Origin of the sequence: Streptomyces sp. NPDC048734 (assembly GCF_043198675.1) — a bacterium.
Taxonomy (GTDB): domain Bacteria; phylum Actinomycetota; class Actinomycetes; order Streptomycetales; family Streptomycetaceae; genus Streptomyces.
The window spans coordinates 234,384-257,890 of the sequence record NZ_JBICUZ010000009.1; the positions used below are offsets into that span (position 1 = coordinate 234,384).

Consider the following 23,507-nt stretch of genomic DNA (forward strand, 5'->3'; position numbering starts at 1 on the left):
CCGCGCCACCCCGTCCCCTTCCTGGCCGGTCTGCGCCACCCCGCCCCCCTCCTGGCCGCTCTGCTCGCCCTCGCCGTCGTCCTGGGCTTCTTCGTCCCGGCCGGCGCGCAGGCCGCCGAGGCCCCGCGCGCCCTCGCCACCGGCCTGCACATCAGCGACGGGCGCCTGCTGGAGGGCAACGGCAACGATTTCGTGATGCGCGGCGTCAACCACGCCCACACCTGGTACCCCGGCGAGACGCAGTCCCTCGCCGACGTCAAGGCGCTGGGCGCCAACACCGTCCGCGTCGTCCTCTCCGACGGCCACCGCTGGACCAGGAACACCCCCGAGGACGTGGCCGCCGTCATCGGCCAGTGCAAGGCCAACCGCCTCATCTGCGTCCTGGAGGTGCACGACACCACGGGCTACGGCGAGGACGCCGCCGCCGGCACCCTCGACCACGCCGCCGACTACTGGATCGGCCTGAAGGACGTCCTGGCCGGCCAGGAGGACTACGTCATCGTCAACATCGGCAACGAGCCCTGGGGCAACACCGCCCCGGAGGGCTGGACCGACCCGACGATCGCCGCCGTGAGGAAACTGCGCGCCGCCGGCTTCCAGCACACGATCATGGTCGACGCCCCCAACTGGGGACAGGACTGGCAGGGCGTCATGCGCGCCAACGCCCGGACCGTCTACGACGCCGATCCCACCGGCAACCTGATCTTCTCCATCCACATGTACAGCGTCTTCGACACGGCGGCGGAGATCACCGACTACCTCAACGCCTTCGTCGACGCCGGACTCCCGCTGCTCATCGGCGAGTTCGGCGGCCCCGCCGACCAGTGGGGCGACCCCGACGAGGACACCATGATGGCCACCGCCGAACAGCTCGACCTCGGCTATCTGGCCTGGTCCTGGAGCGGCAACACCGACCCGGTCCTCGACCTCGCCACCGACTTCGACCCGACCCGCCTCAGCTCCTGGGGGCAGCGGATCTTCAACGGCGCCAACGGCATCGCCCGGACCGCGAAGGAGGCCACCGTCTTCGGCGGCGGCACCCCGGGCGACACCCAGGCGCCGACCGCCCCGGGCACCCCGGTGGCCTCCGCCGTCTCGGCCACCTCCGCCACTCTCACCTGGGGCGCGGCCACGGACGACGTCGGTGTCACCGGTTACGACGTCGTGCGGATCAGCGGCGGTACCGAGAGCAAGGTCGCCGCGTCCACGGCGACCACCGCCACGCTGACGGGCCTCACCCCGGACACGGCGTACACGTTCGCCGTCTACGCCCGCGACGCGGCCGGCAACCGCTCGGCGCGCTCGGCCGCGGTGGACGTCACCACCGACGAGGGTGGTGGCACCCCCGGTGCGGCGTGCTCGGTCGGCTACCGCGTGGTGGGGCAGTGGTCCGGCGGTTTCCAGGCCGAGATCGCCCTGCGCAACACCGGCACGGCGGCGGTCGACGGCTGGACCCTCGCCTTCGCCTTCCCGGACGGCCAGACGGTGGCGAACATGTGGGGCGGCACCCCCACCCAGAGCGGGAGCGCGGTGAGCGTGGCCGCGGCGTCGTACACCTCGACGATCCCCGTCGGCGGCTCGGTGAGCGTGGGCTTCATCGGCACCAAGGGCGCCACCAACACGGCGCCGACCGCGTTCACCCTCAATGGCACCGCCTGCACGACCGGTTGAGCGATGCCCTTCCCGTCGGCCGGCGAGGGCATCGGGCCTTCGCCGGCCGACGCGTGCCGCGGGGCCGGCACCGGCGTCGAACGGGCGGCCTTGTACCCACCCGCCCCCTGGCCTAGGCTCGCCGTGGAGCGAGCGCTTTCTCGATGAAGGGTGCGTCGTGGTGAGCGAGTCCGGATCCGCGCCGCCGCACCCGCTGCCCGGTGCCGTCGGCCTGTCCCACCTGAGCGCGTACGACTGGGAGGCCGCCGACGGCGTGTGCGGCGGCAGCCCGCACCTGCACCTGGTGTGCACGGAGGCGTACGTCGTCACCGACGGCCGGGGAGCGGTGCAGACCCTGAGCCCCGACGGCTACCGGGACATCCCCCTGGAGGCCGGATCGGTGGCCTGGTTCACGCCGGGCACCGTGCACCGGATGGTGCAGGGCGGCGGCCTGCGCGTCACGGTGCTGATGCAGAACAGCGGCCTGCCCGAGGCAGGGGACGCCGTCTTCACGTTCCCGCCCGAGGTGCTCGCCGATCCGCGGCGGTACGCGGCCGCCGCGGCGCTCCCGCCCGGAACCGGCCCGGAGGCGTCCGCTGCCGCGCGCCGGCGCCGGGACCTCGCGGTCGAGGGGTACGTCGACCTGCGGAAGGCCCTCGTCGCCGGTGACCCGGAGCCGCTCCTGGCCTTCCAGCGGGCCGCCGCCGCACTGGTGCGCGAGAGGGTGCCGGTGTGGCGCGAGCTGTGGCGGACCGGTGCGCTCGCCACCGCCGAACGCACCGGCGCCCAGCTCGACGCGCTGGCGGCCGGGAAGCCGTCGTACCTCGCCGGCGCGACCGCGCACGAGGCGGTACCGACCCGTCGCGACGGCTTCGGGATGTGCGGCCGCAGGGACGAGTACGCGCTGCCGGGCGCCACGGCCGTGTGACCGGCACGCGACGCCGTGAGCGGACCGGCGCGTGCCGCCCGCCCCTGAAGGCGCGCCCCCTCCTGCTCCACGCTCCGGCTCGCGGCGAACAGGCCGCGTCCGCCGTCGCCGCCGACGGCGACGGCAGCGGCAGCGGAACGGGCCGGTGTCAGCGGGCCGGTGTCAGCGGGTGGCCGTCCAGCTGTGGGCGACGTCGACGACGAGGCGGTCGTCGAGCCGCTGCACCCTGAAGGGCAGCCGCGCCCGCACCCCGAGCCCGATCTGCGTCTCGCCCTCGAAGCTGCCGGCGTACCGCGTGTCGCGGAAGGTCCGGTAGCCGGTGATGTTCACGCCGGGCAGCGGCTGGGCGGCACGCGCGGGATACGTCGGGGCGCCGGTCTCGGGGTCGTAGGCGGGCGCGCTCACCCGCACCTCCAGGATCGCTCCGCCGCCCACCGGGATGTGACGGCCGGAACCGTCCTGGTAGAGGCGGTCCACATAACGGACCGAGTAGCCGAGTTCGCCGGCTGCCGCGCCCGGAACGTCGATGACGAGCCGGTCGTAGCAGTCGTGCTGTCCGGTCCGCGCGTTGCGCACCGGCGTCGTCGCGCCGGCGGTGTACGCCTTGCCGAGGCTGCCCCAGCCGGTGGGACAGGCGACGGCCGCGCGCGAGGCGGCGACCGGGGCGGTGGGCGAAGCGGCCTGAGCCGGGATCACGGCCGCGCCGAGCGTGGCCGTCATGACGGCGGCGGTGACCCAAATGGTTCTGGTTCGCGCCATGATGTCCCCCTGAGGGTGTGTGTGACTGTTATCAGCTGAGACAGCCCGCTTGGCCGAATGGTTGCACCGTTCGGCGGATCCGTCACCCGAACCGCCGGACCGCGTGCCGGTCGGACGCCTCCGACACCTTTGCCGGCGTCGCGCCCGCGGGCGGTCGCCGGCACTCCCGGGTCCTGACTCCTGCCGTGCCTGAGCTCCCGGCGTCTGCGACAGTCGCTTCGCCCACTGCTGTGTGCGGACAGCCAGGCGGGTGCGGCGGGCCCGGGCGTCGGCGAGGTCGGCGTGGAGCGATGCCCGGCTGACCGGCGAGCCGACGGCCGGGTCTTGGGCCGTCGGCTCGAGTTCGGCCGCATGGACGATTTCGGGCAGGTCGCGGTGACGACGGAGGAAGCTGTGCTCGACTCCGGTTCGCCGGGCGACGGCCGAGACGGTGATCGGTGTGCCGTTCCTCGCGGCGGCGCGAGGGCGTTCTCTGGGAGACTGTCGCTCCGTCACGACGAGCGGGCCGGGGGAGCCAGTGGCCGACGAGATGATCACCGCGTGGATCGCCGCCGGCTCCGCGCTGGCCGGCGCGGTCGCCGGCGGCGCCGTGACGGGATGGTTCGCACTGGCCTCGGCCAGACGCCAGGCGCAGAGCACTGTGGACGCGGCGGTCCGTCAGGCGGACGCGGCATGGGCGGCCGGTCGGCGCCAGGCCGAGGCCGCCTGGGAGGCGGGGCGTCGGCAGGCCGACGCGGCGTGGGACGCCGGACGCCTGCAGGCCGAGGCACAGCTCAGTGTCGCCACCCGGACCCTCGACGCCCAGGCGCTGGCGGCCCGGCGGACGGTGCGCCGGGCCGCGTACGTCACCTTCCTGGCCGGCGCCGACCTGGCCCACCAGCGGCGCCGCCGGTGGCTGGACGCGGCCGGTACGACGGACGCGGCCGCACACCGGGACGCGTACCGCGCGGCCCTGCCCGCCGTCCGGGAAGCGCTCAACGTGATCCGGCTGGAGGGTCCCGACGCCGTCACCGTGGCCGCCGAGGCCCTCGAGACGACCCTCGCGGAGTCCGAGCCGCCCGAGCGTCACGCCCTCGCCCATCGGGAGTTCCTGAGCGCGGCCCGGACCGCGTTGACCGGCACGGGGTGACCGGGGCGGCGTCCTCCGTCCGGGCGCTTCCCCCGGCGACCGGAACCCGGCGCGGGACCGACGCGTTCTCCCGGCACGCGAGGTCACTCCTGTGGCACGCTGATGTACCGTCAAACGCCTTTGCGGAGCGGGGAGTACGTGGACGACTACCTGGCGTCGGTCGAACACCTCACGGACGAGGTCACCCTGGTGGTTCCGACCGCCGCGGTGCAGCATTCGCGCGACGGCAGGCAGCTGCGGGTCCTGATCGCGGACCTGGCGCGGCAGGGACGGGTACGGATCGTCCTCGACCTCGCCGACCTGGGGGAGCTGTGGAGCTTCGACCTGGCGGCGCTGATGCACGGCCTCCAGCTGTGCCGGACCGGTGGGGGCGCGATCGCACTGGTCTGCGGCATGCGGCAGCACCGGGAGGCGCTGGCCAAGGCCGGTCTCGACGCCGTCTTCGTCCTGTCCGACACCGTGCCGCAAGCCGTCGAGTCGCTCGCCCGCGTCCAGCCCTCCGCGGACGCCCCGTGACGACGCGCGACCCGATGGAGGTGACCCACGAGCACCTGTCGGACGCCGTCACCGTGATCCGCGTCGCCGGGGACGTCACCGTGTACGGCGCGCCCGTACTGCGGGCCACCCTGCTCGATCTGCTGCGGCAGGGGCGAAGCCGGCTGATCGTCGACCTGAGCCGCTCCGGCCACCTGGACAGCACCGGCCTCGGCGAGGTCACCCGCGGGGCGGCGCGCAGCCGGGCGCAGGGCGGCGCCCTGGTGCTCGTGTTCACCGAGGAGCGGATCGGGAAGATCCTGCGGGTGACGGGGCTGGTGAAGGCCGTCCTGGTGTTTCCCACCGTCGCCCGCGCCGTCGAGCACCTGGCCCGCCCGGAGCAGTCGGCGGGGCCCCGGTGACCGGGGCGAACCCCACGCAGCGACCGGCACCGGCTCATCCGTCGTCCGAGCACCTGTCCGAGAGCGCCAGCGTGGTACGGGTCGGCAACGACCCCGACACCGACGACCCGAACGCCGGCACCGCCCGGCCGATGCACGCTCTCACGGCCGACCTGATCGGACAGGGGCGGTGCCCGCTGGTCGTGGACCCGACCGGACTGGGCCTGATCGATTCGACCGGGCTGCTCATGCTGCGCGGGACGCTCGTACGGACCCGTGCTCGCGGCGGTGACGTCGCCCTGGTGGTGACGTCGGAGCGCGTGCGGAAGATCTTCCGCATCACCGGTCCGAACAGACACTCCGCCCTGTGCGACTCGGTAGGGAGAGCCGTCGAGCAGCCGGGGCGCCACGGCGCGGACGCCGCCGGGAGGCGAGTTCCCGAGTTCTCGGGGCAGGCCCTGCCCGGAGGAGGCGGCAGATGCTGAGCGGGCAGGTCCCCGAGCCGGACGTGACGCTCCGGCCCGCCGCCGGCCCGGGCCCCCTGACACCTCCTCGGCTCCCGCCGAGCGCACTGCGCACCTTGAAACGACGCCTCCACGCCCTGTACCGCGCGGGCGGCACGCCGTCCCCCGCCCGACTCGCCGCGATGACGGCGGAGACGCGGGGGCCGAGGGAGGAGGGGGAGGGAAGCACGACGGAGGCCACGGTCCTCGGGCTCCTGGGCTCGCCCGGACTCGGATCGCTCCGGGACACGCTCGCACTGGCGTCGGCCCTGGCCCGGCACGCGGGGACGGACCCGGTCGCCGTGGCGGCGGACCTGCAGCCGCTCTGGCTGCGAGCCGAGCGGGAACACCCCGTCGCGCTCCGCACCGCCGCCCACTGGGACGCCGTAGGGCTGGGGGTGCGCCCCTCGCCCGGCAGCGACGGGACGGTGAGCGGGCCGCTGACCGAGTACGTCGAGCGTCCGCACGACGCGACGCTGCGCCGGCGCCTCGCCCACGCGGCGGCGGCCGACGGCACCGTGTTCGCGCTGCTGGTGGGGCGCTCCGCGACGGGCAAGACGCGCGCGGCCTACGAAGCCGTCAGGGAGACACTGCCGGACTGGCCCGTTCTGCACCCCGCCGACGCCCGCCAGTTGACCCGCTGGATCGACGAGGACGGCATCGACGCGCGGACCGTGCTGTGGCTCGACGAGACCCAGCGCTATGTGACCGGCGCGTCCGGCGAGGCCGCCGCCCGGGCGCTGGGCGACCTGCTGGACCGGATCGCGCCGCTCGCCGTCATCGGCACGACGTGGCCCGAGCACCTGCGGCGGCTGACCGCCGCCGGCCGCGGAGACCCGGAGGAGAACTTCCACGTCCGTTCCCTGATCGTCGGGCGGAACGCCACCGTCCGCGTGCCCGAACTGCTGCCGGCGGACCATCCCGCGACCAGGCGGGCCGCGGCCCGGGACCCGCGGATGGCCGCCGCCGTGCGAGCGGCCGGTACCGGCCGGCGGATCCTCCAGCACCTCACCTGCGGACCGGAGTTGGTGCGGCACTGGGAGGACGGCCCCGATCACTGGTTCACGGCGGCCGAGCACGCCGTACTCACCGCGGCCGTCGAGGTGCGCCGCCTGGGCCACACCGGCGCGGTCCCGCCGCTCCTGCTGATGGACGCGGCGGTCGCCTTCATGGACTCCACCGCCCGGGCCACCGCGGGCGAGGACTGGTTCGAGACCGCGATCGACACCCTGACGTCGCCGGACAGCGGTCCCGCGGCACTGATCGCCGACCGCCACGGACCGGGAGTCGGCAAGGCGGACGGCTACCGGCCGGACGACTACCTCGAGCAGCACGTACGCCGGGTCCGCGCCCACCGGGCGCCACCGGCGGGCTTCTGGGAAGCCGGGCGTCGGGCCGGAACGGGCGACGACGCCTTCGCGCTCGGCCGGGCCGCAGAGGAGCGACGACGCTACGCCGGCGCCGTCGCCCTGTACGAGCGGGCCGTGGAACTGGGCAGCGAACGGGCGCGCGCGGCCTGGGCCGTGCTCCTGGACACCACGGCGAGCCCTGCCGCCGCGGAGGAGACCGCCGGCCCGAGCGCGACGGCCTGGGCGGCCCTCGCCGTGGCGCGGGAGGACGCGGGCGGCGACGCGCAGGCCGCGTACCGGCGGGCGGCCGAGCTCGGGGACGTCTGGGCCCGGGCCGCGCTGGCGCGGCTGCGCGAGGAGAGCGGGGACCGGGCCGGAGCCGACGCCGTGGCGGACGAGGCGGTCGCCGCGGGGCACCCGCTGGTGTGGGGTGTCCTCGGCCGCATGCGTGCGGCGGACCCGCCGTCGGCGGCACACGCGTACGCCCGCGCGGTCGCCGCCGGCGACACCTGGGCGCACCTGGGGCTGGCCCGCCTGGCGGCGGGCACGGGCGACACCGCGGCGGCGGCCGGACACGCCTCGCGCGCGGCAGCCGCGGGAGTCACGGCCGCCTGGGCGGAGTCGGTGCGCCTGCACTGGTCGCGCGACGACCGGGAGGCGGCCCTGCGCGCGGCCGAGGAAGGCGCGCGGGCCGGTACCGCCGAAGGCTGGTCGGCACTGGCGTTCCTGCGGACGCGGGACGGCGACGCCGAGGGAGCGCTGGCCGCCCACCGGCAGGCCGCCGCGCACGGGGTCGGCGCCGCCTGGCGCGACCTCGCCCTGCTCGCCGACGCGCGCGACGACCGCGACGCGGCCGAGGACGCCGCGGCCCGGGCGGCACAGGCGGGTGACGGCGACGCGTGGACCGCCCTGTCGGCGGTCCGCCGGGCGCGCGGCGACGATGCCGGCGCGGAGCGTGCCGCGGCGGAGGCCGCCCGCTCCGGGGACGTCGAGGCCTGGATCTCGCTGTCCAGAGCGCGCGAGACCGCCGGCGACACACCAGGTGCGGAACGGGCCGCCGACCTCGCCGCCGAACACGGCTCCCCGTCGGCCTGGTCCGCGCTGGCCCGTGTCCGCGAGCGGGCCGGAGACCGCGACGGATCGCGGCGCGCGGTGGAGCGGGCCACCGAGCTGGGCGCGACGGACGCCTGGACCGCCCTGGGCCGGGTCCGCGAGGACTTCGGCGACGGGCCGGCGGCCGAACAGGCCTACCGCGCGGGCGCGGCCGGCGGAGACACGGACGCGTACGCCCTGCTCGGTGCCCTCTACCGGGAAGCCGGTCGTCTCGTCGAGGCGCAGGAGGCCTACCGCACCGCCGTGGACGCGGGCCGCCCCGAGGCCTGGGACGGCCTGTTGTCGGTCCTCACCACCCGGGCCGAGGGACCGGCCGCGGCCCGTGGCGTGTCCGTGCTCCGCGCGACGGGGCTGCCGGCGGAGCACTGACGAGGGTCACGACTCCCGGACGGGCGTGCGGTTCTCGGTTCGGCCTACAGGCTGAGCGCGTCCTCCACGTTGTCCATCCACGGGGTCACGGAGTTGGTGTCGGGGGAGACGTACAGGCCCGGGGTCGAGGCGTTGAGGGGGGTCTGTTCGAGATCGGACTCGGTGTTCATGGTCATCGCGATCGAAGCGACCGTCCTGCCCCGGCCGTCGTCGGCGCCCCCCATGAGGCCGGCGTAGGCCGACTCACCCGGTTCGAGCCTGAGCGCGTCCTCGATGCCGGGGGCCGCGCCCCGCTCCGTGGCCTGGCCGTCCAGCTCGCCGAAGGTCACGACCGGGTGGCCCAGCGCCCGGCAGGCCTTCTCGCCCTTGTTGGTGATCTTCAACAGGTAGCTGCTGGTGGTCGGTTCGGCGAGGCTCGCGGTGAACTTCACGTCGTACGTGCTGCACGGGAAGACGTCGTGGTCGGCCGAGGAGCCACCGCCGGACGAGCCGGTGCCGGACGGACTTCCGGCGGGGGAAGCCGGCCCTGACGGCGCCTTCGACGGCGCCTTCGACGGCGCCTTCGACGGCGCCTTCGACGGGGTCGCCGACGGGCTCGTGGACGATGTCGTGCCGGTGTCGCCCGCCGTGCCGTCCTCGGCGGGACCGCAGGCGGTCAGTGCCAGCGCGGAGAGGGCGGCGAGGACGACGGCGGCTCTGCGTACGGTGCTCATGGCGTGGTTCCCCCGATGAGAAGCGTGGTGTTCCGGAGTGCTGCTCCAGCGTCCCGCGGGTTCTTCACAGCTTGGTGACAGGATCTCGCCGGATCCACCACCGTTCACGGTGCCGGGGGCCGGCCGCGTCCACGGGCGGGGCTCAGCGGACGTACTCGACGATCTGCATCATGCCCTGGTCCTCGTGCTGGAGCTGGTGGCAGTGCAGCATCGAACGGCCCTCGAAGTCCTCGGCGCACAGCCGGAAGGTGATCGTGCCGCGGGACGGGATGCCGACGGTGTCGTGCCAGACGGGGGTGGCCAGCGGGCGGCTGTTGACCGCCGTGAGCAGAAAGTGGTTGGTGTGCAGGTGGAAGGGGTGGTGGGGATGGCTGTGCGAGTCGTTGGCGACGGTCCATTCCTCCACTTCGCCCAGCCGGACGCGGTGGTTGACGTGATCGGGGGAGAAGCGGCCCCAGGCCAGGTCCCGTGGGCCCGCCGCGGCATCAGCGTGCGGCGTCTCCCCGTCGCCCAGGATGCGGTAGGCGTTGGGGAAGGCGCCGGAGAGCACGTCGCTGTAGCTGCGGAAGGCCACGTGCCGGGTGCGGGTGGGGGCGGGCAGGCTGGTGGGCCGTCCGGGCAGGTCTGCCGGCAGTGACATGTCGCGGGGCGGGCCGGCGACGACCACCGTCATCAGGGGCCGGTCGACGCCGTCCGTGATCAGTTCGTACGTGCCGGGCTCACCGCCGCGGACCAGCACGTCGGCCCGGCCGCCCATGGGCAGAGCCACCGTGGAGGAGGGGACGGGGGCCATGAAGGTGATGCCGTCCTGGGCGATCCGGTGCATCGTGTGCCCGTCCAGCCGCAGGGAGAGCGGGGTGAGTGCTCCGGCGTGCACGATCCGCCACCGCTGGACCTCGCCGGGCGCGATGGTGAGGACGGGATTCTTCGCCCCGTTGACGAGGAAGGTGGGGGCGAGTCCCTCGAAGGCGTCCTCCGACGTCAGATCCGGCACCCGCCCGCCGTTCAGGCGGAGTTCGTTGACGCAGACGACGACCTCACGGGCGGCGGCGATCTCGGGGACCTCGTCGACGTCCCCCTCCACGACGATGACGCCGGCCATGCCGTTGAGCACGTGGGTGGCCGTCGATCCGTGATGGTGGGGGTGGTACCAGAAGGTGCCGGCGGGATGCCCGGCCGGGACCGTGACGCGGCTGCGGTGGGTCGTGGTGCCGCCCGGCTCCGCGGCGGGCTCGAAGGCCCGGAACACGTTGTCCGCGTCGCCCGTCGGGTCCACGTGCATGCCGTGGGTGTGCAGGTTGAAGGTGCTGAAACGGTGGGGGACGTTGATGTCCTGGTGGGGGCCCGCGGTGTCCGGCGGCAGCGTGTTGACGTGCGTGATCTCGAGGGCGTCGCCGGGGCGCACCCGCAAGGTCGGTCCGGGGACCGCCCCTTCGTAGGTGCGGGTGCGGACGGTGCCCACGCCGGGCAGCGCCACTTCGGTGAATCCGATCGTGAGCCGTGTGGTCAGGGAGGTGCTCCAGGGCGGGGTGCCGCGCGTCTCCGGTTGGGGAAAGCCGGGGTCGTCCTCGTGGCGCGGCACTGTACGAGCGTTTGCCGACGACGCGTGCGCACCCACCGACGGCACCGCGTGCGCACTCGTCGACGGCACCGCGTGCGCACCCGCCGGCGATGCCGTCAGGACCGCTCCGGCGGCGAGCGGCAGGCTCTTCAGTACGCCGCGTCGGGGCAGAGTGGTCACGGGGCGCCTCCTGGGGCGGCAGACCGGCGGCGGACGGCCGCCGACATCCGCGCGGAAAGTGACGAATGGGTATTTTCTGACACGAGAGTGGTCGCAGTGTAGAGGTCGCTCGACCGCGGTGACGGTGCAACACGGCGGGCGCGCACCCGGCGGCTCCCGCCTCGGAGCCCTGCGCGTCGCCGTCCTGGTCATGACGGCAACCGGCGGGAGCGGTGGAGCTGGTGGGGCGGTCGGAACGGCTGGAACGGCTCCGACGGCCGCAGCGGCGCGGTAGGACACGGAGAAAAGCGGTCGCTCCCGCGTCCACGCTCCCCTAAGGTGCCCAAGTCGTAGCGGAAGAGGGGCGGTTCGGGACGTGGCACTCAGGGCGTCGGTGCGGGAGCGGTTGGCGGACGCGGCGCGGACCGCGCTGGGCGGCGGGCGCCGGACGGCGGCGGTCACACGCGTCGCGGGTGGCAGCAAGAAGGGCGTGTACCGCCTCGTGATGGACGACGCGACGACGGCGATCGCCTATCTCTGGGACGCCGCCGAGAACTACTGGCCGGCGGCCCACGGCGACGACGACCTCACCGACCCCCTCTCGCCCGGCCTCGGACTCGACCTGTTCGAGGCCGCGCACGCGCGGCTGGACGCGCTCGGCGTCCGTGTCCCGGCGGTCCGCTTCGTCGACCGCGACAATGCCCACCACGCGGGCGGCCTCGCGATCGTCGAGGACCTCTCGGGCGAGAACCTGGAGGAGCTGCTCGCGCGCGACCCGCGCGCGGCCGCCCCCGTCATGGCCGGGCTCGGGGAGGCGCTGGAGGCGATGCGACGCCATCGGGCACCCGCCCACGGCAAGGTGGCCGTGGCCGACGCGGGAGGAACTTCGCGGGGGTCGTCGTGCGAGGCGGTCGTGCTGGACCGCGCACTGCGGGACCTCGCCGAGGCCGCGTCGCGTGATCCGCGGATCGCGGGAGTCCGCGACCGGCTGGCGGAGCGCCTGCTGGAGCTGACCGCGGCGGTGCGGCCACGCGCCGAGCACGCGGTCGTACACGGTGAACTGGGCCCGGACCACGTGCTCGTGGACGCGGACGGGAACCCCGTGCTGATCGACATCGAGGGCACGATGTACTTCGACGTCGAGTGGGAGCACGCCTTTCTGCGGATCCGCCTGCACGACGCCTACCGCCCGCTGGAGGCACCGGGCCTGGACGAGACCCGCCTCGCGCTCTACACGCTCGCCCAACGGCTCTCGCTGACGGCGGGTCCGCTACGCCTGCTCGACGGCGACTTCCCCGACCGTGCTGCCATGGCGTCCATAGCCGAGCACAACCTCAACGAGGCGCTGACACTGGCCCGCACCTGAACCGCCGGTACGGGCGCCGCCGGACCGGTCCGCCCGCCGCCGGTCCGGCGCGGACGTGTCGGGTGCACCCGCCTGCGGCCGGCCCGGCGCCGGTCTGCCGGGCACCCGCCGGGCGTACGGCGCTCGGCCCGCGCGACCGGGCACTGCCGGCGCCCAGTCCACGAGCAGCGCCGACCACCGGGGTGAACGGGTGGCGTGCAGGCTGGAACCACCGTTGAGAACGATCATCCGAGTTGTCGTCACCGCGTCACACCAAGGGCCCGTTCTCCGGGGGCGAAGCGCATTCCGGGCGGCCTCGGGGAGCGGGACGGACGTCACCGGGACGGCTCGGTCACCCCCGGGCCGGCGGGTCGCGGTTCCCCCTCCCGGCCCGTCAGAGCGGCCAGGGACAGGGCGCCCGGCCCGGAGAAGACCAGCAGCAGGAAACCCCAGCAGAACAGGGCGGGGGAGAGCCCACCGTTCTGCAGCGGGAACAGGCCGTCCGGCTGGTGCTCGGTGAAGTAGGCGAACGCCATCACGCCCGAGCTGAGGAACGCCGCACTGCGGGTCGCCACCCCCAGGAGGACGAGTACGCCACACGTCAGTTCGATCACCCCGGCGTACCAGAATGGCCAGTCTCCCGCCGGACTGGCCTTGCGCCCCAGCACCCCGAAGACCGTGGCGGCGCCCTCGCTGGCGAACAACAGGCCGAGGACCATGCGGAACAGGCCGAGCACGAAGGGCTGGTGCGTCGTCAGCCGGTCGCTGAGGCGCGGAGTGGTCATCGGTGCTCCTTGAGTGGCTGCGGTCCGGGTGCGGGGCGACGCCTGTCATGACGCGGGGGCGGGGCTCCCGGTTCTCCCTACGTGCGGACGGCGGGCCTCGTTCAAGCGGTGCGGCACCGAATGACGGATTGACGGTCGCCGGACATGGGCAGAGGGCCAGCAGCACGTGACATGAGCACGCCCACCTTCCCCCACAGGAGGTCGATCATGCACTCACGCACCCGTGTCCCGGTACTGGCCGCCGTCCTCGCGGCGGCCGCCACCCTCTTCGGAGGCCCGGCCCACGCGCACGCGCAAGCCCCCGCCGACCAGCCCCTCGCGGCCCGGATCGTCACCTACGACGCCGCCGCGTCCGCGGAGTTCCGGGCCGCCGTCGACCGCGGCGCGGCGATCTGGAACGAGAGCGTGGACAACGTCGAACTGCGACCCGTCGCCTCCGGGCAACGCGCCAACATCCGGATCCTCGCCGACAACGGCTGGCCCCGCGCCCTGACCACCTCGCTCGGCAACGGCACCGTCTACATCGGGCGGCAGGCCGTCGACCAGGGCTACAACACGGTTCGCATATCGGCGCACGAACTCGGCCACATTCTCGGCCTGCCGGACCGCAAACCCGGCCCCTGCACCAGCCTGATGTCGGGTTCCAGCGCCGGCGTCGCGTGCACGAACCCCTACCCGAACGCGGCCGAGAAGGCGGAGGTCGAGGGCGACTTCGGTGTCGCGCCCGCCCGCTCCACGGGAGCGCCGGGGACGGTGACGACCGTGGACTGAGCCGTCGCCGGCTCGGGCGGGCCGCCGAAGCTCTGGAGTTCCTCAAGACGCGCTTGACCCCTCGACGTCGCCGGGCATGGCCCTGGTAGGAATTCACATCGGACGACTACGGGGGTCGAGTGCAGTGGAATTCATGGTGATCGCAGGGTTCGCGTTCCTCGTGATCCTGATCGCGGGAATACGTCAGGACCGGCGCCGCTTCAGGTCGCGGGGCCGGTCCTGGGGCGGTGACGGGGGCGGTGACGGCGGTGGTGACGGCGGCGGCTGGTCGTGCGGCGGCGGATCGTCCTGCGGGGGCGGCGGCGGATCGTCCTGCGGGGGCGGCGGCGGAGGTGACTGACCGCCACGGAAGGTCCCGTCGTGACTGCGGGGCGTAGCCGTCCGCCCATCGGCTGAGAACAGGTCACGATGGAGAATTTTTTGAGCGCCAGGTGCGGATTGCGGGGCCCTTCGTGGGGTAGAACGGGTCTGGGACGCGATCCATGATCATGGATGGCGCCCACACCCATTCCAGCCGGCGTCCGCCGGCGAGAACGAAGGACACAGCAGTATGGCCAGCGGCACCGTGAAGTGGTTCAACGCCGAAAAGGGCTTCGGATTCATCGCCCAGGACGGCGGCGGCCCGGATGTCTTCGCGCACTACTCCAACATCTCCGGCAACGGCTACCGTGAGCTGGTGGAGGGAGAGGCGGTCACCTTCGACGTGACCCAGGGACAGAAGGGCCCCCAGGCGGAGAACATCGTCCGCGGCTGACCCCCTGTACCCAGCCCGCCCGGATCGCCGTGTAGAGTGGCGGAACCGACGCGGGGTGGAGCAGCTCGGTAGCTCGCTGGGCTCATAACCCAGAGGTCGCAGGTTCAAATCCTGTCCCCGCTACCAAAAAGAGGGGCCCGGCATCAGCCGGGCCCCTCTTCCCCGTGGGCGCACGGAGCCGGGCCGGGGCCGTCACAGGTGGGGTCTGAGTCCGAAGCGGGGGCCCAGACCCGGGGTGTCCGATCCGGCCAGTTCGGTGGCGAGGCCGTGGACGGCCACCAAGTCGTGCAGCAGCTCGGAGGTCTCCTCCGGCGGCAGGCGCGAGGCGCTCGCCACCTCCTCCAGGTGGACGGCCTCGCCCTGGTGTTCCCGCTGCAGACGGCTCAACGCCTGGAAGACCCGCTCGTGCTCCTCGGAGTAGGGCCCACGGCCCTCGAAGGACCGGCTCTCCGGAGCGGTCCCACGCTCCTGCGGTGCGTCGTCATCCCGTTTCCCGCGGTCCATGGACACGGGCTCCTCTCCCTCAGCCCCTGCCCGCGCCGGCGCTGTGCCCGTGCAGGGTCCGCGTGACCTCCTCGTCGCCGACCTGGCCGAAGTCGGCGTACCACAGGCCGACCGCCCGGAAGTCCGGTGGCCGGTGCAGGCAGACGACGTCGTCCGCCTCCGAGCGCAGGGCCGCCGCCGACTCGGGTGCGCCGACCGGAACGGCGAGGATCAGCCGCGCGGGCTCCTGCCGGCGCAGGTGGCGCAGGGCGGCACGCGCGGTCACGCCGGTGGCGAGCCCGTCGTCGACGACGATCACGGTCCTGCCCCCGACGCGCGGTGCGGGCCGGTCGCCGCGGTACCGCCGTTCCCGGCGCCGCAGTTCGGTCCGCTCACGGCTGACGTCCGGGTCGAGCATGTCCTCGCTCAGGCCGAGCATCTCCACCGAGCGCCGGTCGAACAGGGGAGGGTCGTCCCCGACGATCGCGCCGATGCCGGTCTCGGGGTGTCCCGGGACGCCGATCTTCCGTGCCACGAGGACGTCGAGCGGTGCCCCGAGCGCCCGGGCGACCTCGACGGCCACCGGGACGCCACCCCGGGGGAGCGCCAGCACGAGGGGATCGGTGAGACCACCGTCCGCCGACCACTCCAGCAGCCGGGCGGCGAGTTCCCGGCCGGCCTGGCGACGGTCCTGGAACCGCATGACCTCTCACCTGCCTTCCTCGGACGAGGACGTGCGCACGGTGTCCGCCGCGGGCAGGGCCTGCTCGTCGGGGATGGTTCCCGTCCGCCTCCCTGTCCGTCTCCCGCGGGTTCCCGCTCGCGCGAGTACGTGCGGTGCGCGCGGTCGCCCCCTCCTGTCCGGGGTTTCCTCCCGGACGGCGGCCAAACGGGAACTCCGCCGCCGCGAGCGGGTTCCCCCCGGCATCGTGGGTACGCGGTGGGGGACATCCGGGTCCTGGCGATCCACACGATCGGCCGATGGGGAAGAGGCTGATACCGATGACCTCCGACATGGTTCTGGTGCCCGCCGGCGAGGTCGCGCTCTCCGGCGACCTCGTCGTTTCGGCACCGGCGCGGGCCGTGGTGCTCTTCGCGCACGGCAGCGGCAGCTCCCGGCACAGTCCGCGCAACCGCATGGTGGCCGCCGAGCTGCGCACCGCCGGGCTGGGCACGCTGCTGATGGATCTGCTCGGCGAGCGCGAGGAGCGGCACGACGCGCTGACCGCCGAGCACCGGTTCGACATCGCGCTCCTGGGCCGGCGGCTCGTGTCCGCGATCGACTGGCTGGGGACCCGGCCCGACACCCACGACCTGCCCGTCGTCCTGTTCGGCGCCAGTACCGGTGCCGCCGCGGCGCTGGTGGCGGCCGCCGAACGGCCGGACCGCGTGCTGACCGTGGTGTCGCGGGGCGGGCGCCCGGATCTCGCGGGGGACGCCCTGGAGCAGGTGACGGTCCCGGTACTGCTCCTGGTCGGCGGGCGGGACCAGCAGGTGCTGGCCCTGAACCAGGAGGCGGCCCGGCGGATGCGCTGCCCGCACGCCCTGCACGTCGTCCCGGGGGCGACGCACCTGTTCGAGGAACCGGGAGCTCTGGAACACGTCGCCGCGACGGCCAGGCGGTGGTGCGACGACCGGCTGCGCTCCGCGCACGAGTCCCGGACGACCGCGCGGCCGGGACCGACCCGGGCTCCGGCCCGCAACGAGAGGTGACCGGTCGGACGCGGGGCCGCCGCGCGGCGCGGTGCACGGTGCCGGAGACGACATGGGGGCGCCGACGGGCGCCGGGGACGGCCACCGCCCGCCGCCGGCGCCGCGGTGCGCCGTGCGCGGAAGGTACGGCGGGAGCCGGACCGGTGCGGAGGGAGGAACACCATGAGCGCGTCGGATCCGGGACGCCGTGAGCGGCGGGCGCGCCGCGCGCGTTCGGGGACGCTCGGACGGCGCTCCCCGAGGACCGGAACCGAACCGGCCACCGCACAGAGCCCCCTCGCGCTGCGCCTGCTCCTGTCAGGTGTCTTCGTGCCGGTGTTCGTCGCGGCGGCCGTCGTCCTCGCCGTGTGGGCCGCCCACTCGGGACCCGGCGACAGCCCGGGACGCGGCCCCCTGATCGCCGTAGCCGTCCTGTGCGGGGCCCTGGCCCTGTCGGCGGCGGCCGATCTCCTGGTGGTCGGGCGTCGGCTGCGGCGTGAGCGGGGCGCACGGTGAGGGCGTGACGCGGGGCCGCAGCAAGGATGCCCCTCCTGCCGTGGGCCCGGTCTCCTGCCGTGGGCCCCGGTCCTCGTTCAGCGCCGGTAGAGCGCCACGAGGGTGCCGACGGCGAGTCGCCGGTCGTCGACGGCCCGGTGGACCTGGTCGGCGCTCGGCGCCCCGGGCAGGACGCACGGCTCCCCGAGCGCGTACAGGCGGAAGTGGTACCGGTGTGCCTCGTCCCCCGGCGGGGGGTGTGGTCCGCCCCAGCCCCGTTCGTGGAAGCCGTTGACGAGTTCGGTGCCGCCGGGCGGGACCGCGCCCGCTTCCGTACCCCCGCTGCGGGGGTCGATGCCGACCACCACCCAGTGCACGAACGTGCCCGACGGCGCGTCGGGGTCCTCGCACAACAGCACCAGCTCGGTCGCCTCGTCCGGGATGCCGCTCCACGCCAGCGGCGGGGATTCGTTCTCTCCTTCGTACGCGTACCTGCGCGCCAGGACGGCGTGGTCGTCGAACGCGCTGCTGATGAGTTCGATGCCGGCCATGGAACCCGGAGTACCCGTCCTGGTCCGCGCGTACCGGCGGGGCGCCGCGGCACGAGCCGGACCGTGCAACGGTGTTGCAACGTACGGCCCGGCAGGATGGCCGGTGCCCGGGCAGCGGCCTCGCCCGGGCCGGAGCGACCGGCCCCGTACCGACGGCGGTACGGGGCCGGTGGCCGGTTGCCCGCCACGCCACGTCGGCGACCTGCCGGGGACGCCCGCCGGTCCGGCTCCGGGCGCAGGCGGGCCGGGAGCACGGGCCGTGGCCGCGGTGACGGTGCCGCGGTGACCCCGCGCCGACGGGCGGTCCACGACGGACGGGGGCCGGCCGGGCGTGCGCCCTCACCTCACCGTCCCGACAGCCCCGTCACCTTCGCGCTCGCCGACACCTCGTAGACCAGGGTGATCGTGCGGCGGCCGCCGGGGGGCAGGACGACGTCCCAGCGGGCGATGCCCTCCGCGTCGACCGTGTCCGGCACGGGGGAGCAGGCCTCCTCGCGCAGCCGCACCTCCACCGCCGAGACCTCCGAGACGGGGACGCGCTCCCGCACGGCGACGACTTGTTCGGCCCGTTCCGCGGGGGCGGAGAACCGGGAGAGGTGCAGCCGGACGGTGTGGGTGGTCACGGTCCGCTGGGTCAGGCCGGAGGAGGCGTGGGACTCCTCGGCGTGCCGGACCACGCGGTAGTCGTCGCAGCTTCCGAAGGCCAGCTCGACGGGGGCGCCCGGGGCCGTGAAGTCCAGGGTGCCGCGGCCGGTGAACCCGCTGTCGCGGACCAGGTCCACGGGCCCGGCGAGCAGGGCGTGGCCGGAGCGGTTGTCGAACCGCGCGACGCGGGTGACCAGGGGTGACAGCTCGGGCGCGCAGGCGTACTCGCTTCGCGCAGCCGTGGTGAAGACGGACAGGGGCACGCGGTGGGCGCGGCCGTCCGCGGGCACCGAGACCGGCGCGGAGGCGTTGAGCACGCGGGTCTCGCCGCCGTCGGCGACTCCCGGCAGGCCGATCACGGGGGCCGGGCCGAGGTCGCCGATCTCCTGCTCGCGCACCTCGACGTCGACCGTGCGGCGCTCCGCCGCGGTGCGGTCCGTGAGCGTCAGCCGGTCCTCCCGCAGGCGCGGCGGCTCGGCGGCAGACGCGGACCGGGCCGTCGACAACGTCAGCCGTACGTCGGACCAGTCCTCGCCGGTGCGCTGCCAGACCATCGCGTCGGTCTCCAGCGTGAGGGAGTCCCCGTCGAGCACGGCCCGGTAGGCGGGCCGCCACAGCGCGCACGGGGTGAGGTGGGTCAGGCGCAGCCCCACCGGGCCGGCGGCGCCGGCCTCCACGGTCAGCTCGACGTACCCGACCAGCTCGGCGGGTTCCGTCTCCGCGAGGTCCACGGCCCGCTGCGCCTCCCCGAGTTCGGCGGCCAGGGCGGTCAACCGGGCTTCCGCGGCGCGCAGTCGCTCACCGTACGCGTCGCGTTCGGCGTCCACCCGGTCCAGTTCGCGGGTCCAGCGCGGGCCCTCGGTCTCCCCGTGGCCGGCGCCCTCGCCGATCTCCCGCAGCAGGTCGGCGGCGAGGCGGCCGAGCAGGTCGAGGCGGGACCGCAGCCGGTCGCGGCGCTGCTCGACGGCGAGCCGTTCCTCTTCGAGGGCGTGCACGTGCCGGCGGAGGGCGGAGTCGTCGTCGGCGGACGGCAGCGGCCCGCGCGGCGTCCAGGCGCGGACGATCCGCACGTCGAGCACGCTCGCGTCGTGCTCGGCGGTCAGCTCGGCGTGCAAGGTGCGGTCGACGGCCAGCGCGCCGACCGGCCCGAGCCGCAGCCGTTGGACACCGGCCCGCAGGTCGAGCACGGCGGTGCGTTCGACGTGGGCGCGGTCCTCCAGGCACGTGACGGCGGTGACGGGGAGGGGGATCGGCTTCGGGGCCGTGGACATGGGTGGGTCAGCTCCTGCGGTTGCCGCCGACGAGGGTCTTGCCGGCCGGGATGCGGATCTCGTAGCCGCCGTCGAGAGCGGTGGTGCCGCCGGCGGGCAGCGTCACCCGCCAGACGCGGGTGCCCGGTGCGTGCCGGTCGGACCCGGAACCGTCCTCGGGTGCCGTCCAGTCAGCCCGTTCCTCGATCCGGACGTCCGGGTCGGAGGTCACCGGCACCGGCTCGCGCACCTCGACGGTCACGGGCCCGGCGAGCCGGTTGGCCAGTTCCACGTGCACGCGGTGGTCGAGCACGGTGATGTTGTTGCGCAGGCCCGCCGTCGACTCGCGCAGGTTCGTGCGGCGGGTGACCCGGATGCCCTCGGCCGGCCCGAGTCCCACCCGGCGCACCCCACCGGGCGCGAGGGTGGGCAGCGCCGCGGTCAGCAGGAAGTCGTCGTCGACGGTGACCTCCACCGGGCCGGCCAGCAGAGCCTGGTCGGTGGCGTTGGAGAGCACGAGGGTGGCGTACACGGTCGGCTCCACCGACGGCACGCACAGGTACTCGGTGCGCAGACCGACCGGGATCTCGCCGACGGTGACGGTGTGCCAGGTGCCGTCCGAGGGGATGTCGGCGCGGGCGGCGGCGTCGAAGCGGTGGTCGAAGGAGCCCGCCGACTCGCGGGGCCGCACGGCGTGCCCGGGCAGCGGCAGCGCGGCCACCGCCTCGGCGCGGCGCCGGTGCTCGGCCGCCACCGGGTCGAAGGGGGAGTCGGGGAACAGCCGGCCCCGGCGGTCGCCCGGCTCGTCGGGGCCGCACAGCACCAGTGCCGCGTAGTCGAGTTCGGTGCCGCTGGGCCGCGGCGGACCGACCGCCGGGGCGGGCGGTGGCGGGGGCGCGGCCCGGCCCGGAGCCGGGGGTGCCTTGGCGGCGGGAGCGGAGGGAGCGGCGAAGGCCCTGCCGGCGCTGCGCGGGGCGCCGCCCGGACGCGGCCTGGTCGGCTGCGCGAGGTCCGGCACCGGGCCGCCGAAGGGCATCGGAGGGGCGACGGGCGGGCCGCCGGGCGCCGCGGGCAGGGGCGGGGGTCCGCCGTAGGACGGCGGAGGGGCAGGGCGAGCGAGGTCGGCCGTGCCGGCCACGGTCGCCGCCCCCGAACCCCTGGGTGCGGCGGCGGCCGTGGCCGGACGCGGGCCCGGGGCGTCGTATCCGGTGAACAGGTCGGCGAGCCCGGCCGGGGGCTCGCGCCAGCCGGAGGGGGCGGGGGCGGGCTGGCGGCGCCCGATCCGGACCGAGCCGAGCTTCGGCAGACCGGTGCGGCGCCGCAGGTCGGCGGTGGACAGGGCGACCCGTACGCCCGTCCAGTCCTCCCCGGTGCGCTGGGCGACCGAGGCGCGCAGCACCAGGCGGCCGCTGTCCTCGCCGCGGCGGTGGCCGAGACGGTAGGCCGGTACCCAGACGGCGCCCGGCACCCCGTACTCCAGCTCCAGCTCCGCTTCCGCGTCACCGGTGCCGCCGGCGAGGGTGAGGACCGCGGAGACCGTGGTCGCGACGTGCGCCGGCGGTACGTCGGTGGAGGCGCGGGCCAGCCGGTCCGTGGCGACGGCGAGGTCGTGCCCGACGAGACGCAGTGCCTCGTCGAGTTCGGCGAGGCGGGTGTGCAGGTCCGTCAGCCGTTGTTCGACGAAGTCGGCGAGTTCCAGCCACGCGTCGACCGGGGTGCGCCGGTGCGGATCGTCGCGCCTGCGGGCCGGCGGGACCGGGTGCAGGGCCGCGACTTCCCTGATCAGATCCAGCTGCCGGTCCCGACGCCCCTGTGCCGCCGCGTACGCCTCGCCCAGCCGCTCCACCTCGCGCCGCAACGCGTCGGGGACGCCGGCGTCCCGCGGCTCGGCCCCGACCTCGACCCTGGCCTCGACGACGCGCACGCCGGGAGCGCCGAGGACTCGCGCCCGCAGTGAGCCGGGGTCCAGCGAGCGGGGCAGCCCCGTCACCCGTACCCGCCCGTCCGGCGGCACGCTGCCGCGGGCCAGACGGCGGCAGAGCGCGCCCTGCGCGTACACCACGACCGAATCGAGGGTCGACCCCCAACTCCGTGCCTCTTCCACCCGCATGTACGCCCCCACCGTGTCCGTGCCGAGTACAGCCTACGTCCCGTGCGCGTTCCCCGCGGGTCCCGTGGCGACGACCGGACGCGGCCCGGTGGCGGTCTGCGGGTGACGGCGGACGGACGGCAACGGAGCCGGCGGTGTCGCAGCCGTCGAGGCTGGTGTCGTCGCCCCACCTGGTCTACGGGTCGTACGGGGCGGAGACGGGCAAAGGGCCGGTGGAAGGGGGGAGTTGTCCCTGGACACTACGCGGTGGACGGGGGCGCCGGGTGATCGTGGTTCTGGTCACGCCAGGCCCGAGGTGAGATCCCGTAGGCCTGTTTGAACACCTTGCTGAAGTGGGTCGCGTCCACGAAGCCCCAGCTCCGCCCTATCGCCGCGATGGTCCGCAGCCGGCTGTCGGGCCCGGCCAGCTCTCGTCTGCATGCCGCCAGGCGGTGCGAGCGGATCCAGTCTCCGAGACTGATCCCCGACCGGGACAGCACGGTGTAGAGATGACGCACGGAGATGCCGTGCGCGCCGGCGATCCGTGCCGCCGACAGGCCGGGATCCGCCAGGTGCGCCCGGATGTACCGGGTGATCCGCAGACTGAGTGTCGCCTCCAACGGTGCCTTGGCCGCACCGGAGTCGCCGAGATGGGACGCCACGACGGCGCGGAGCAGTTCGATGCTGGGCTCCAGGACGGCGTCGGTGTGCACGCCTTCGCGCAGTTCCTCGCTGACGGCCAGCTGGGAGAAGTACGTGAAGGCGAGGCGTGCGACGGGGTTGCCTGAGCCGAGGGGGACCGCGGCGATGTCCCGCAGCGACCGCTCGGGGAGCGCGAGTGCCGTACGGGGGAAACGCAGGAAGTGATGGTCGACCCCCTCGGCGAAGAGAAGGGTGTAGGGAGCGGTCGATTCGTAGACGGTGAAGTCTCCCGGGCCCAGTAAGGACTGGCGGCCGTTCTGCACCACCAGGCTGGTGCCCGTCACCTGAAGGCCGAGGAAGACCGCCGCTTCCTCGTCCCGCCGGGCCAGCCGCTCCGTCCGGCGAATGGTGGTGGCGGTCGCCCGTGCCGAGCAGATCCCGATGGGGCCGACGGCGCCGAGGCCCATGCGTACCGAGATGTCCTCGGTCGGCGGATGGTGATCGATGTCGACCGCCACGACGGATTCCCACACCGCGTGCCGGATCGCCTCCTTCCGGTCCTGTGGCGGTACGCACGCGGTGTCCAGGACCGCGCTCATGAGGCGGGACTCCGCCCGCACCGCTCGTGGAGCCGGCCTGGCGACACTTCGGCTCGTTCCCCCACAAGCCACCTCTCTGTACGGACGACTTCCGGCATCAGCTTGGCAGGATCATGTCTGGTTGTGCAACGACTTCCACGGGCCCGTGCGGAGCTGGTGGCCGTTCCCCGGACCCCCCGCACGAATGACAAAGTCCCCCGCACGGATGACAAAGTCCGCGCCCCGCGATGACCCTAAGGTCTCTCGGCGGGGGCGTCGTTCTCGAGCCGGCGGTGAGTCCCCTGTCGTTCGAAGGCCG

At 74.6% G+C, this 23,507-nt stretch carries 22 protein-coding genes and 1 tRNA gene; 13 read left to right on the forward strand and 10 right to left on the reverse strand.

The features are described from left to right. Window positions 1-21 precede the first annotated feature (21 nt). On the forward strand, window positions 22-1,671 hold the full coding sequence (locus ACGFQC_RS24145; protein ID WP_393288643.1) for a cellulase family glycosylhydrolase: 1,650 nt from the start codon (window positions 22-24) through the stop codon (window positions 1,669-1,671). 157 nt (window positions 1,672-1,828) lie between these two features. Continuing rightward, window positions 1,829-2,578, forward strand: a complete 750-nt coding sequence (locus tag ACGFQC_RS24150; protein WP_363089383.1) for a cupin — start codon at window positions 1,829-1,831, stop codon at window positions 2,576-2,578. A 162-nt stretch (window positions 2,579-2,740) separates the two neighbouring features. On the opposite strand, the gene ACGFQC_RS24155 is transcribed toward ACGFQC_RS24150, so the two are convergent. Then, on the reverse strand, window positions 2,741-3,337 hold the full coding sequence (locus ACGFQC_RS24155; RefSeq protein ID WP_363089382.1) for a hypothetical protein: 597 nt from the start codon (window positions 3,335-3,337) through the stop codon (window positions 2,741-2,743). Window positions 3,338-3,854: 517 nt separating this feature from the next. On the opposite strand from ACGFQC_RS24155, the gene ACGFQC_RS24160 reads away from it, so the two are divergent. The 5 genes from ACGFQC_RS24160 to ACGFQC_RS24180 all read left to right on the forward strand — a co-directional run bounded on the left by ACGFQC_RS24160 (window position 3,855) and on the right by ACGFQC_RS24180 (window position 8,675). Beyond that, window positions 3,855-4,466 (forward strand): hypothetical protein, encoded by a 612-nt coding sequence (locus tag ACGFQC_RS24160; RefSeq protein ID WP_363089381.1) that lies wholly within the window; start codon window positions 3,855-3,857, stop codon window positions 4,464-4,466. Window positions 4,467-4,604: 138 nt separating this feature from the next. Then, window positions 4,605-4,982, forward strand: coding sequence for a hypothetical protein (locus ACGFQC_RS24165; RefSeq protein WP_363089380.1), 378 nt, complete (start codon window positions 4,605-4,607; stop codon window positions 4,980-4,982). Continuing rightward, window positions 4,979-5,362, forward strand: coding sequence for an STAS domain-containing protein (locus ACGFQC_RS24170; protein WP_363089379.1), 384 nt, complete (start codon window positions 4,979-4,981; stop codon window positions 5,360-5,362). Before ACGFQC_RS24165 ends, ACGFQC_RS24170 begins: the two co-directional genes overlap by 4 nt. Next, on the forward strand, window positions 5,359-5,826 hold the full coding sequence (locus tag ACGFQC_RS24175) for an STAS domain-containing protein (RefSeq protein WP_363089378.1): 468 nt from the start codon (window positions 5,359-5,361) through the stop codon (window positions 5,824-5,826). The genes ACGFQC_RS24170 and ACGFQC_RS24175 overlap by 4 nt, the downstream gene beginning before the upstream one ends. Next, the gene (locus ACGFQC_RS24180; RefSeq protein WP_363089377.1) at window positions 5,820-8,675 is read left to right on the forward strand and encodes a hypothetical protein; all 2,856 of its coding nucleotides are present in this window, start codon (window positions 5,820-5,822) and stop codon (window positions 8,673-8,675) included. Before ACGFQC_RS24175 ends, ACGFQC_RS24180 begins: the two co-directional genes overlap by 7 nt. A gap of 44 nt (window positions 8,676-8,719) precedes the next feature. On the opposite strand, the gene ACGFQC_RS24185 is transcribed toward ACGFQC_RS24180, so the two are convergent. Together ACGFQC_RS24185 and ACGFQC_RS24190 are read right to left on the reverse strand one after the other, a co-directional pair. Beyond that, window positions 8,720-9,388 carry a DUF4232 domain-containing protein gene (locus tag ACGFQC_RS24185; protein WP_363089376.1) on the reverse strand — a complete coding sequence of 223 codons (669 nt, stop codon included), beginning with the start codon at window positions 9,386-9,388 and terminating at the stop codon, window positions 8,720-8,722. 142 nt (window positions 9,389-9,530) lie between these two features. Beyond that, window positions 9,531-10,970, reverse strand: coding sequence for a multicopper oxidase domain-containing protein (locus tag ACGFQC_RS24190; protein ID WP_363089375.1), 1,440 nt, complete (start codon window positions 10,968-10,970; stop codon window positions 9,531-9,533). A 514-nt stretch (window positions 10,971-11,484) separates the two neighbouring features. On the opposite strand from ACGFQC_RS24190, the gene ACGFQC_RS24195 reads away from it, so the two are divergent. Then, window positions 11,485-12,474: a phosphotransferase gene (locus ACGFQC_RS24195; protein ID WP_363089374.1), complete on the forward strand. Its 990-nt coding sequence runs from the start codon at window positions 11,485-11,487 to the stop codon at window positions 12,472-12,474. Between the two features lie 314 nt (window positions 12,475-12,788). Here ACGFQC_RS24195 and ACGFQC_RS24200 read toward each other — a convergent pair whose 3' ends face one another. After that, window positions 12,789-13,238 (reverse strand): DoxX family protein, encoded by a 450-nt coding sequence (locus ACGFQC_RS24200; RefSeq protein ID WP_363089373.1) that lies wholly within the window; start codon window positions 13,236-13,238, stop codon window positions 12,789-12,791. Window positions 13,239-13,445: 207 nt separating this feature from the next. Between ACGFQC_RS24200 and ACGFQC_RS24205 the strand changes: the two genes are divergently transcribed. From ACGFQC_RS24205 to ACGFQC_RS24215, 3 genes are all read left to right on the forward strand, one after another. Further along, window positions 13,446-14,009 (forward strand): snapalysin family zinc-dependent metalloprotease, encoded by a 564-nt coding sequence (locus ACGFQC_RS24205; RefSeq protein ID WP_363089372.1) that lies wholly within the window; start codon window positions 13,446-13,448, stop codon window positions 14,007-14,009. Window positions 14,010-14,559: 550 nt separating this feature from the next. Next, a complete protein-coding gene (locus ACGFQC_RS24210) occupies window positions 14,560-14,763 on the forward strand; it encodes a cold-shock protein (RefSeq protein WP_073499692.1) in 204 nt (67 codons plus the stop codon). A 49-nt stretch (window positions 14,764-14,812) separates the two neighbouring features. Beyond that, window positions 14,813-14,889: transfer RNA gene (locus tag ACGFQC_RS24215), tRNA-Met, on the forward strand. Between the two features lie 66 nt (window positions 14,890-14,955). Here ACGFQC_RS24215 and ACGFQC_RS24220 read toward each other — a convergent pair. Together ACGFQC_RS24220 and ACGFQC_RS24225 are read right to left on the reverse strand one after the other, a co-directional pair. Continuing rightward, complete coding sequence (locus ACGFQC_RS24220) at window positions 14,956-15,267, reverse strand: hypothetical protein (protein WP_363089371.1); 312 nt, start codon at window positions 15,265-15,267, stop codon at window positions 14,956-14,958. Window positions 15,268-15,286: 19 nt separating this feature from the next. Further along, window positions 15,287-15,949, reverse strand: a complete 663-nt coding sequence (locus tag ACGFQC_RS24225) for a phosphoribosyltransferase family protein (protein WP_363089370.1) — start codon at window positions 15,947-15,949, stop codon at window positions 15,287-15,289. 299 nt (window positions 15,950-16,248) lie between these two features. Between ACGFQC_RS24225 and ACGFQC_RS24230 the strand changes: the two genes are divergently transcribed. After that, a complete protein-coding gene (locus tag ACGFQC_RS24230; RefSeq protein WP_363089517.1) occupies window positions 16,249-16,959 on the forward strand; it encodes an alpha/beta family hydrolase in 711 nt (236 codons plus the stop codon). A gap of 162 nt (window positions 16,960-17,121) precedes the next feature. Further along, on the forward strand, window positions 17,122-17,454 hold the full coding sequence (locus ACGFQC_RS24235) for a DUF6343 family protein (RefSeq protein WP_363089369.1): 333 nt from the start codon (window positions 17,122-17,124) through the stop codon (window positions 17,452-17,454). A gap of 77 nt (window positions 17,455-17,531) precedes the next feature. Here ACGFQC_RS24235 and ACGFQC_RS24240 read toward each other — a convergent pair whose 3' ends face one another. The 4 genes from ACGFQC_RS24240 to ACGFQC_RS24255 all read right to left on the reverse strand — a co-directional run bounded on the left by ACGFQC_RS24240 (window position 17,532) and on the right by ACGFQC_RS24255 (window position 23,209). Next, window positions 17,532-17,984, reverse strand: coding sequence for a YbhB/YbcL family Raf kinase inhibitor-like protein (locus ACGFQC_RS24240; protein ID WP_363089368.1), 453 nt, complete (start codon window positions 17,982-17,984; stop codon window positions 17,532-17,534). 344 nt (window positions 17,985-18,328) lie between these two features. Further along, window positions 18,329-19,900: a DUF4139 domain-containing protein gene (locus tag ACGFQC_RS24245; protein WP_363089367.1), complete on the reverse strand. Its 1,572-nt coding sequence runs from the start codon at window positions 19,898-19,900 to the stop codon at window positions 18,329-18,331. A 7-nt stretch (window positions 19,901-19,907) separates the two neighbouring features. Then, window positions 19,908-21,989: a DUF4139 domain-containing protein gene (locus ACGFQC_RS24250; RefSeq protein WP_363089366.1), complete on the reverse strand. Its 2,082-nt coding sequence runs from the start codon at window positions 21,987-21,989 to the stop codon at window positions 19,908-19,910. A gap of 239 nt (window positions 21,990-22,228) precedes the next feature. Further along, window positions 22,229-23,209, reverse strand: a complete 981-nt coding sequence (locus ACGFQC_RS24255) for a helix-turn-helix domain-containing protein (RefSeq protein WP_363089365.1) — start codon at window positions 23,207-23,209, stop codon at window positions 22,229-22,231. Window positions 23,210-23,507 lie beyond the last annotated feature (298 nt).

What these genes read in the sequence shown, in the direction of transcription:
- ACGFQC_RS24155 (WP_363089382.1), bottom strand. Translation starts at nt 3,337, where the DNA reads ATGGCGCGAACCAGAACCATTTGGGTCACCGCCGCCGTCATGACGGCC.
- ACGFQC_RS24180 (WP_363089377.1), top strand. Translation starts at nt 5,820, where the DNA reads ATGCTGAGCGGGCAGGTCCCCGAGCCGGACGTGACGCTCCGGCCCGCC.
- ACGFQC_RS24185 (WP_363089376.1), bottom strand. Translation starts at nt 9,388, where the DNA reads ATGAGCACCGTACGCAGAGCCGCCGTCGTCCTCGCCGCCCTCTCCGCG.
- ACGFQC_RS24200 (WP_363089373.1), bottom strand. Translation starts at nt 13,238, where the DNA reads ATGACCACTCCGCGCCTCAGCGACCGGCTGACGACGCACCAGCCCTTC.
- ACGFQC_RS24205 (WP_363089372.1), top strand. Translation starts at nt 13,446, where the DNA reads ATGCACTCACGCACCCGTGTCCCGGTACTGGCCGCCGTCCTCGCGGCG.
- ACGFQC_RS24210 (WP_073499692.1), top strand. Translation starts at nt 14,560, where the DNA reads ATGGCCAGCGGCACCGTGAAGTGGTTCAACGCCGAAAAGGGCTTCGGA.
- ACGFQC_RS24220 (WP_363089371.1), bottom strand. Translation starts at nt 15,267, where the DNA reads ATGGACCGCGGGAAACGGGATGACGACGCACCGCAGGAGCGTGGGACC.
- ACGFQC_RS24225 (WP_363089370.1), bottom strand. Translation starts at nt 15,949, where the DNA reads ATGCGGTTCCAGGACCGTCGCCAGGCCGGCCGGGAACTCGCCGCCCGG.
- ACGFQC_RS24230 (WP_363089517.1), top strand. Translation starts at nt 16,249, where the DNA reads ATGACCTCCGACATGGTTCTGGTGCCCGCCGGCGAGGTCGCGCTCTCC.
- ACGFQC_RS24235 (WP_363089369.1), top strand. Translation starts at nt 17,122, where the DNA reads ATGAGCGCGTCGGATCCGGGACGCCGTGAGCGGCGGGCGCGCCGCGCG.
- ACGFQC_RS24240 (WP_363089368.1), bottom strand. Translation starts at nt 17,984, where the DNA reads ATGGCCGGCATCGAACTCATCAGCAGCGCGTTCGACGACCACGCCGTC.
- ACGFQC_RS24245 (WP_363089367.1), bottom strand. Translation starts at nt 19,900, where the DNA reads ATGTCCACGGCCCCGAAGCCGATCCCCCTCCCCGTCACCGCCGTCACG.
- ACGFQC_RS24250 (WP_363089366.1), bottom strand. Translation starts at nt 21,989, where the DNA reads ATGCGGGTGGAAGAGGCACGGAGTTGGGGGTCGACCCTCGATTCGGTC.
- ACGFQC_RS24255 (WP_363089365.1), bottom strand. Translation starts at nt 23,209, where the DNA reads ATGAGCGCGGTCCTGGACACCGCGTGCGTACCGCCACAGGACCGGAAG.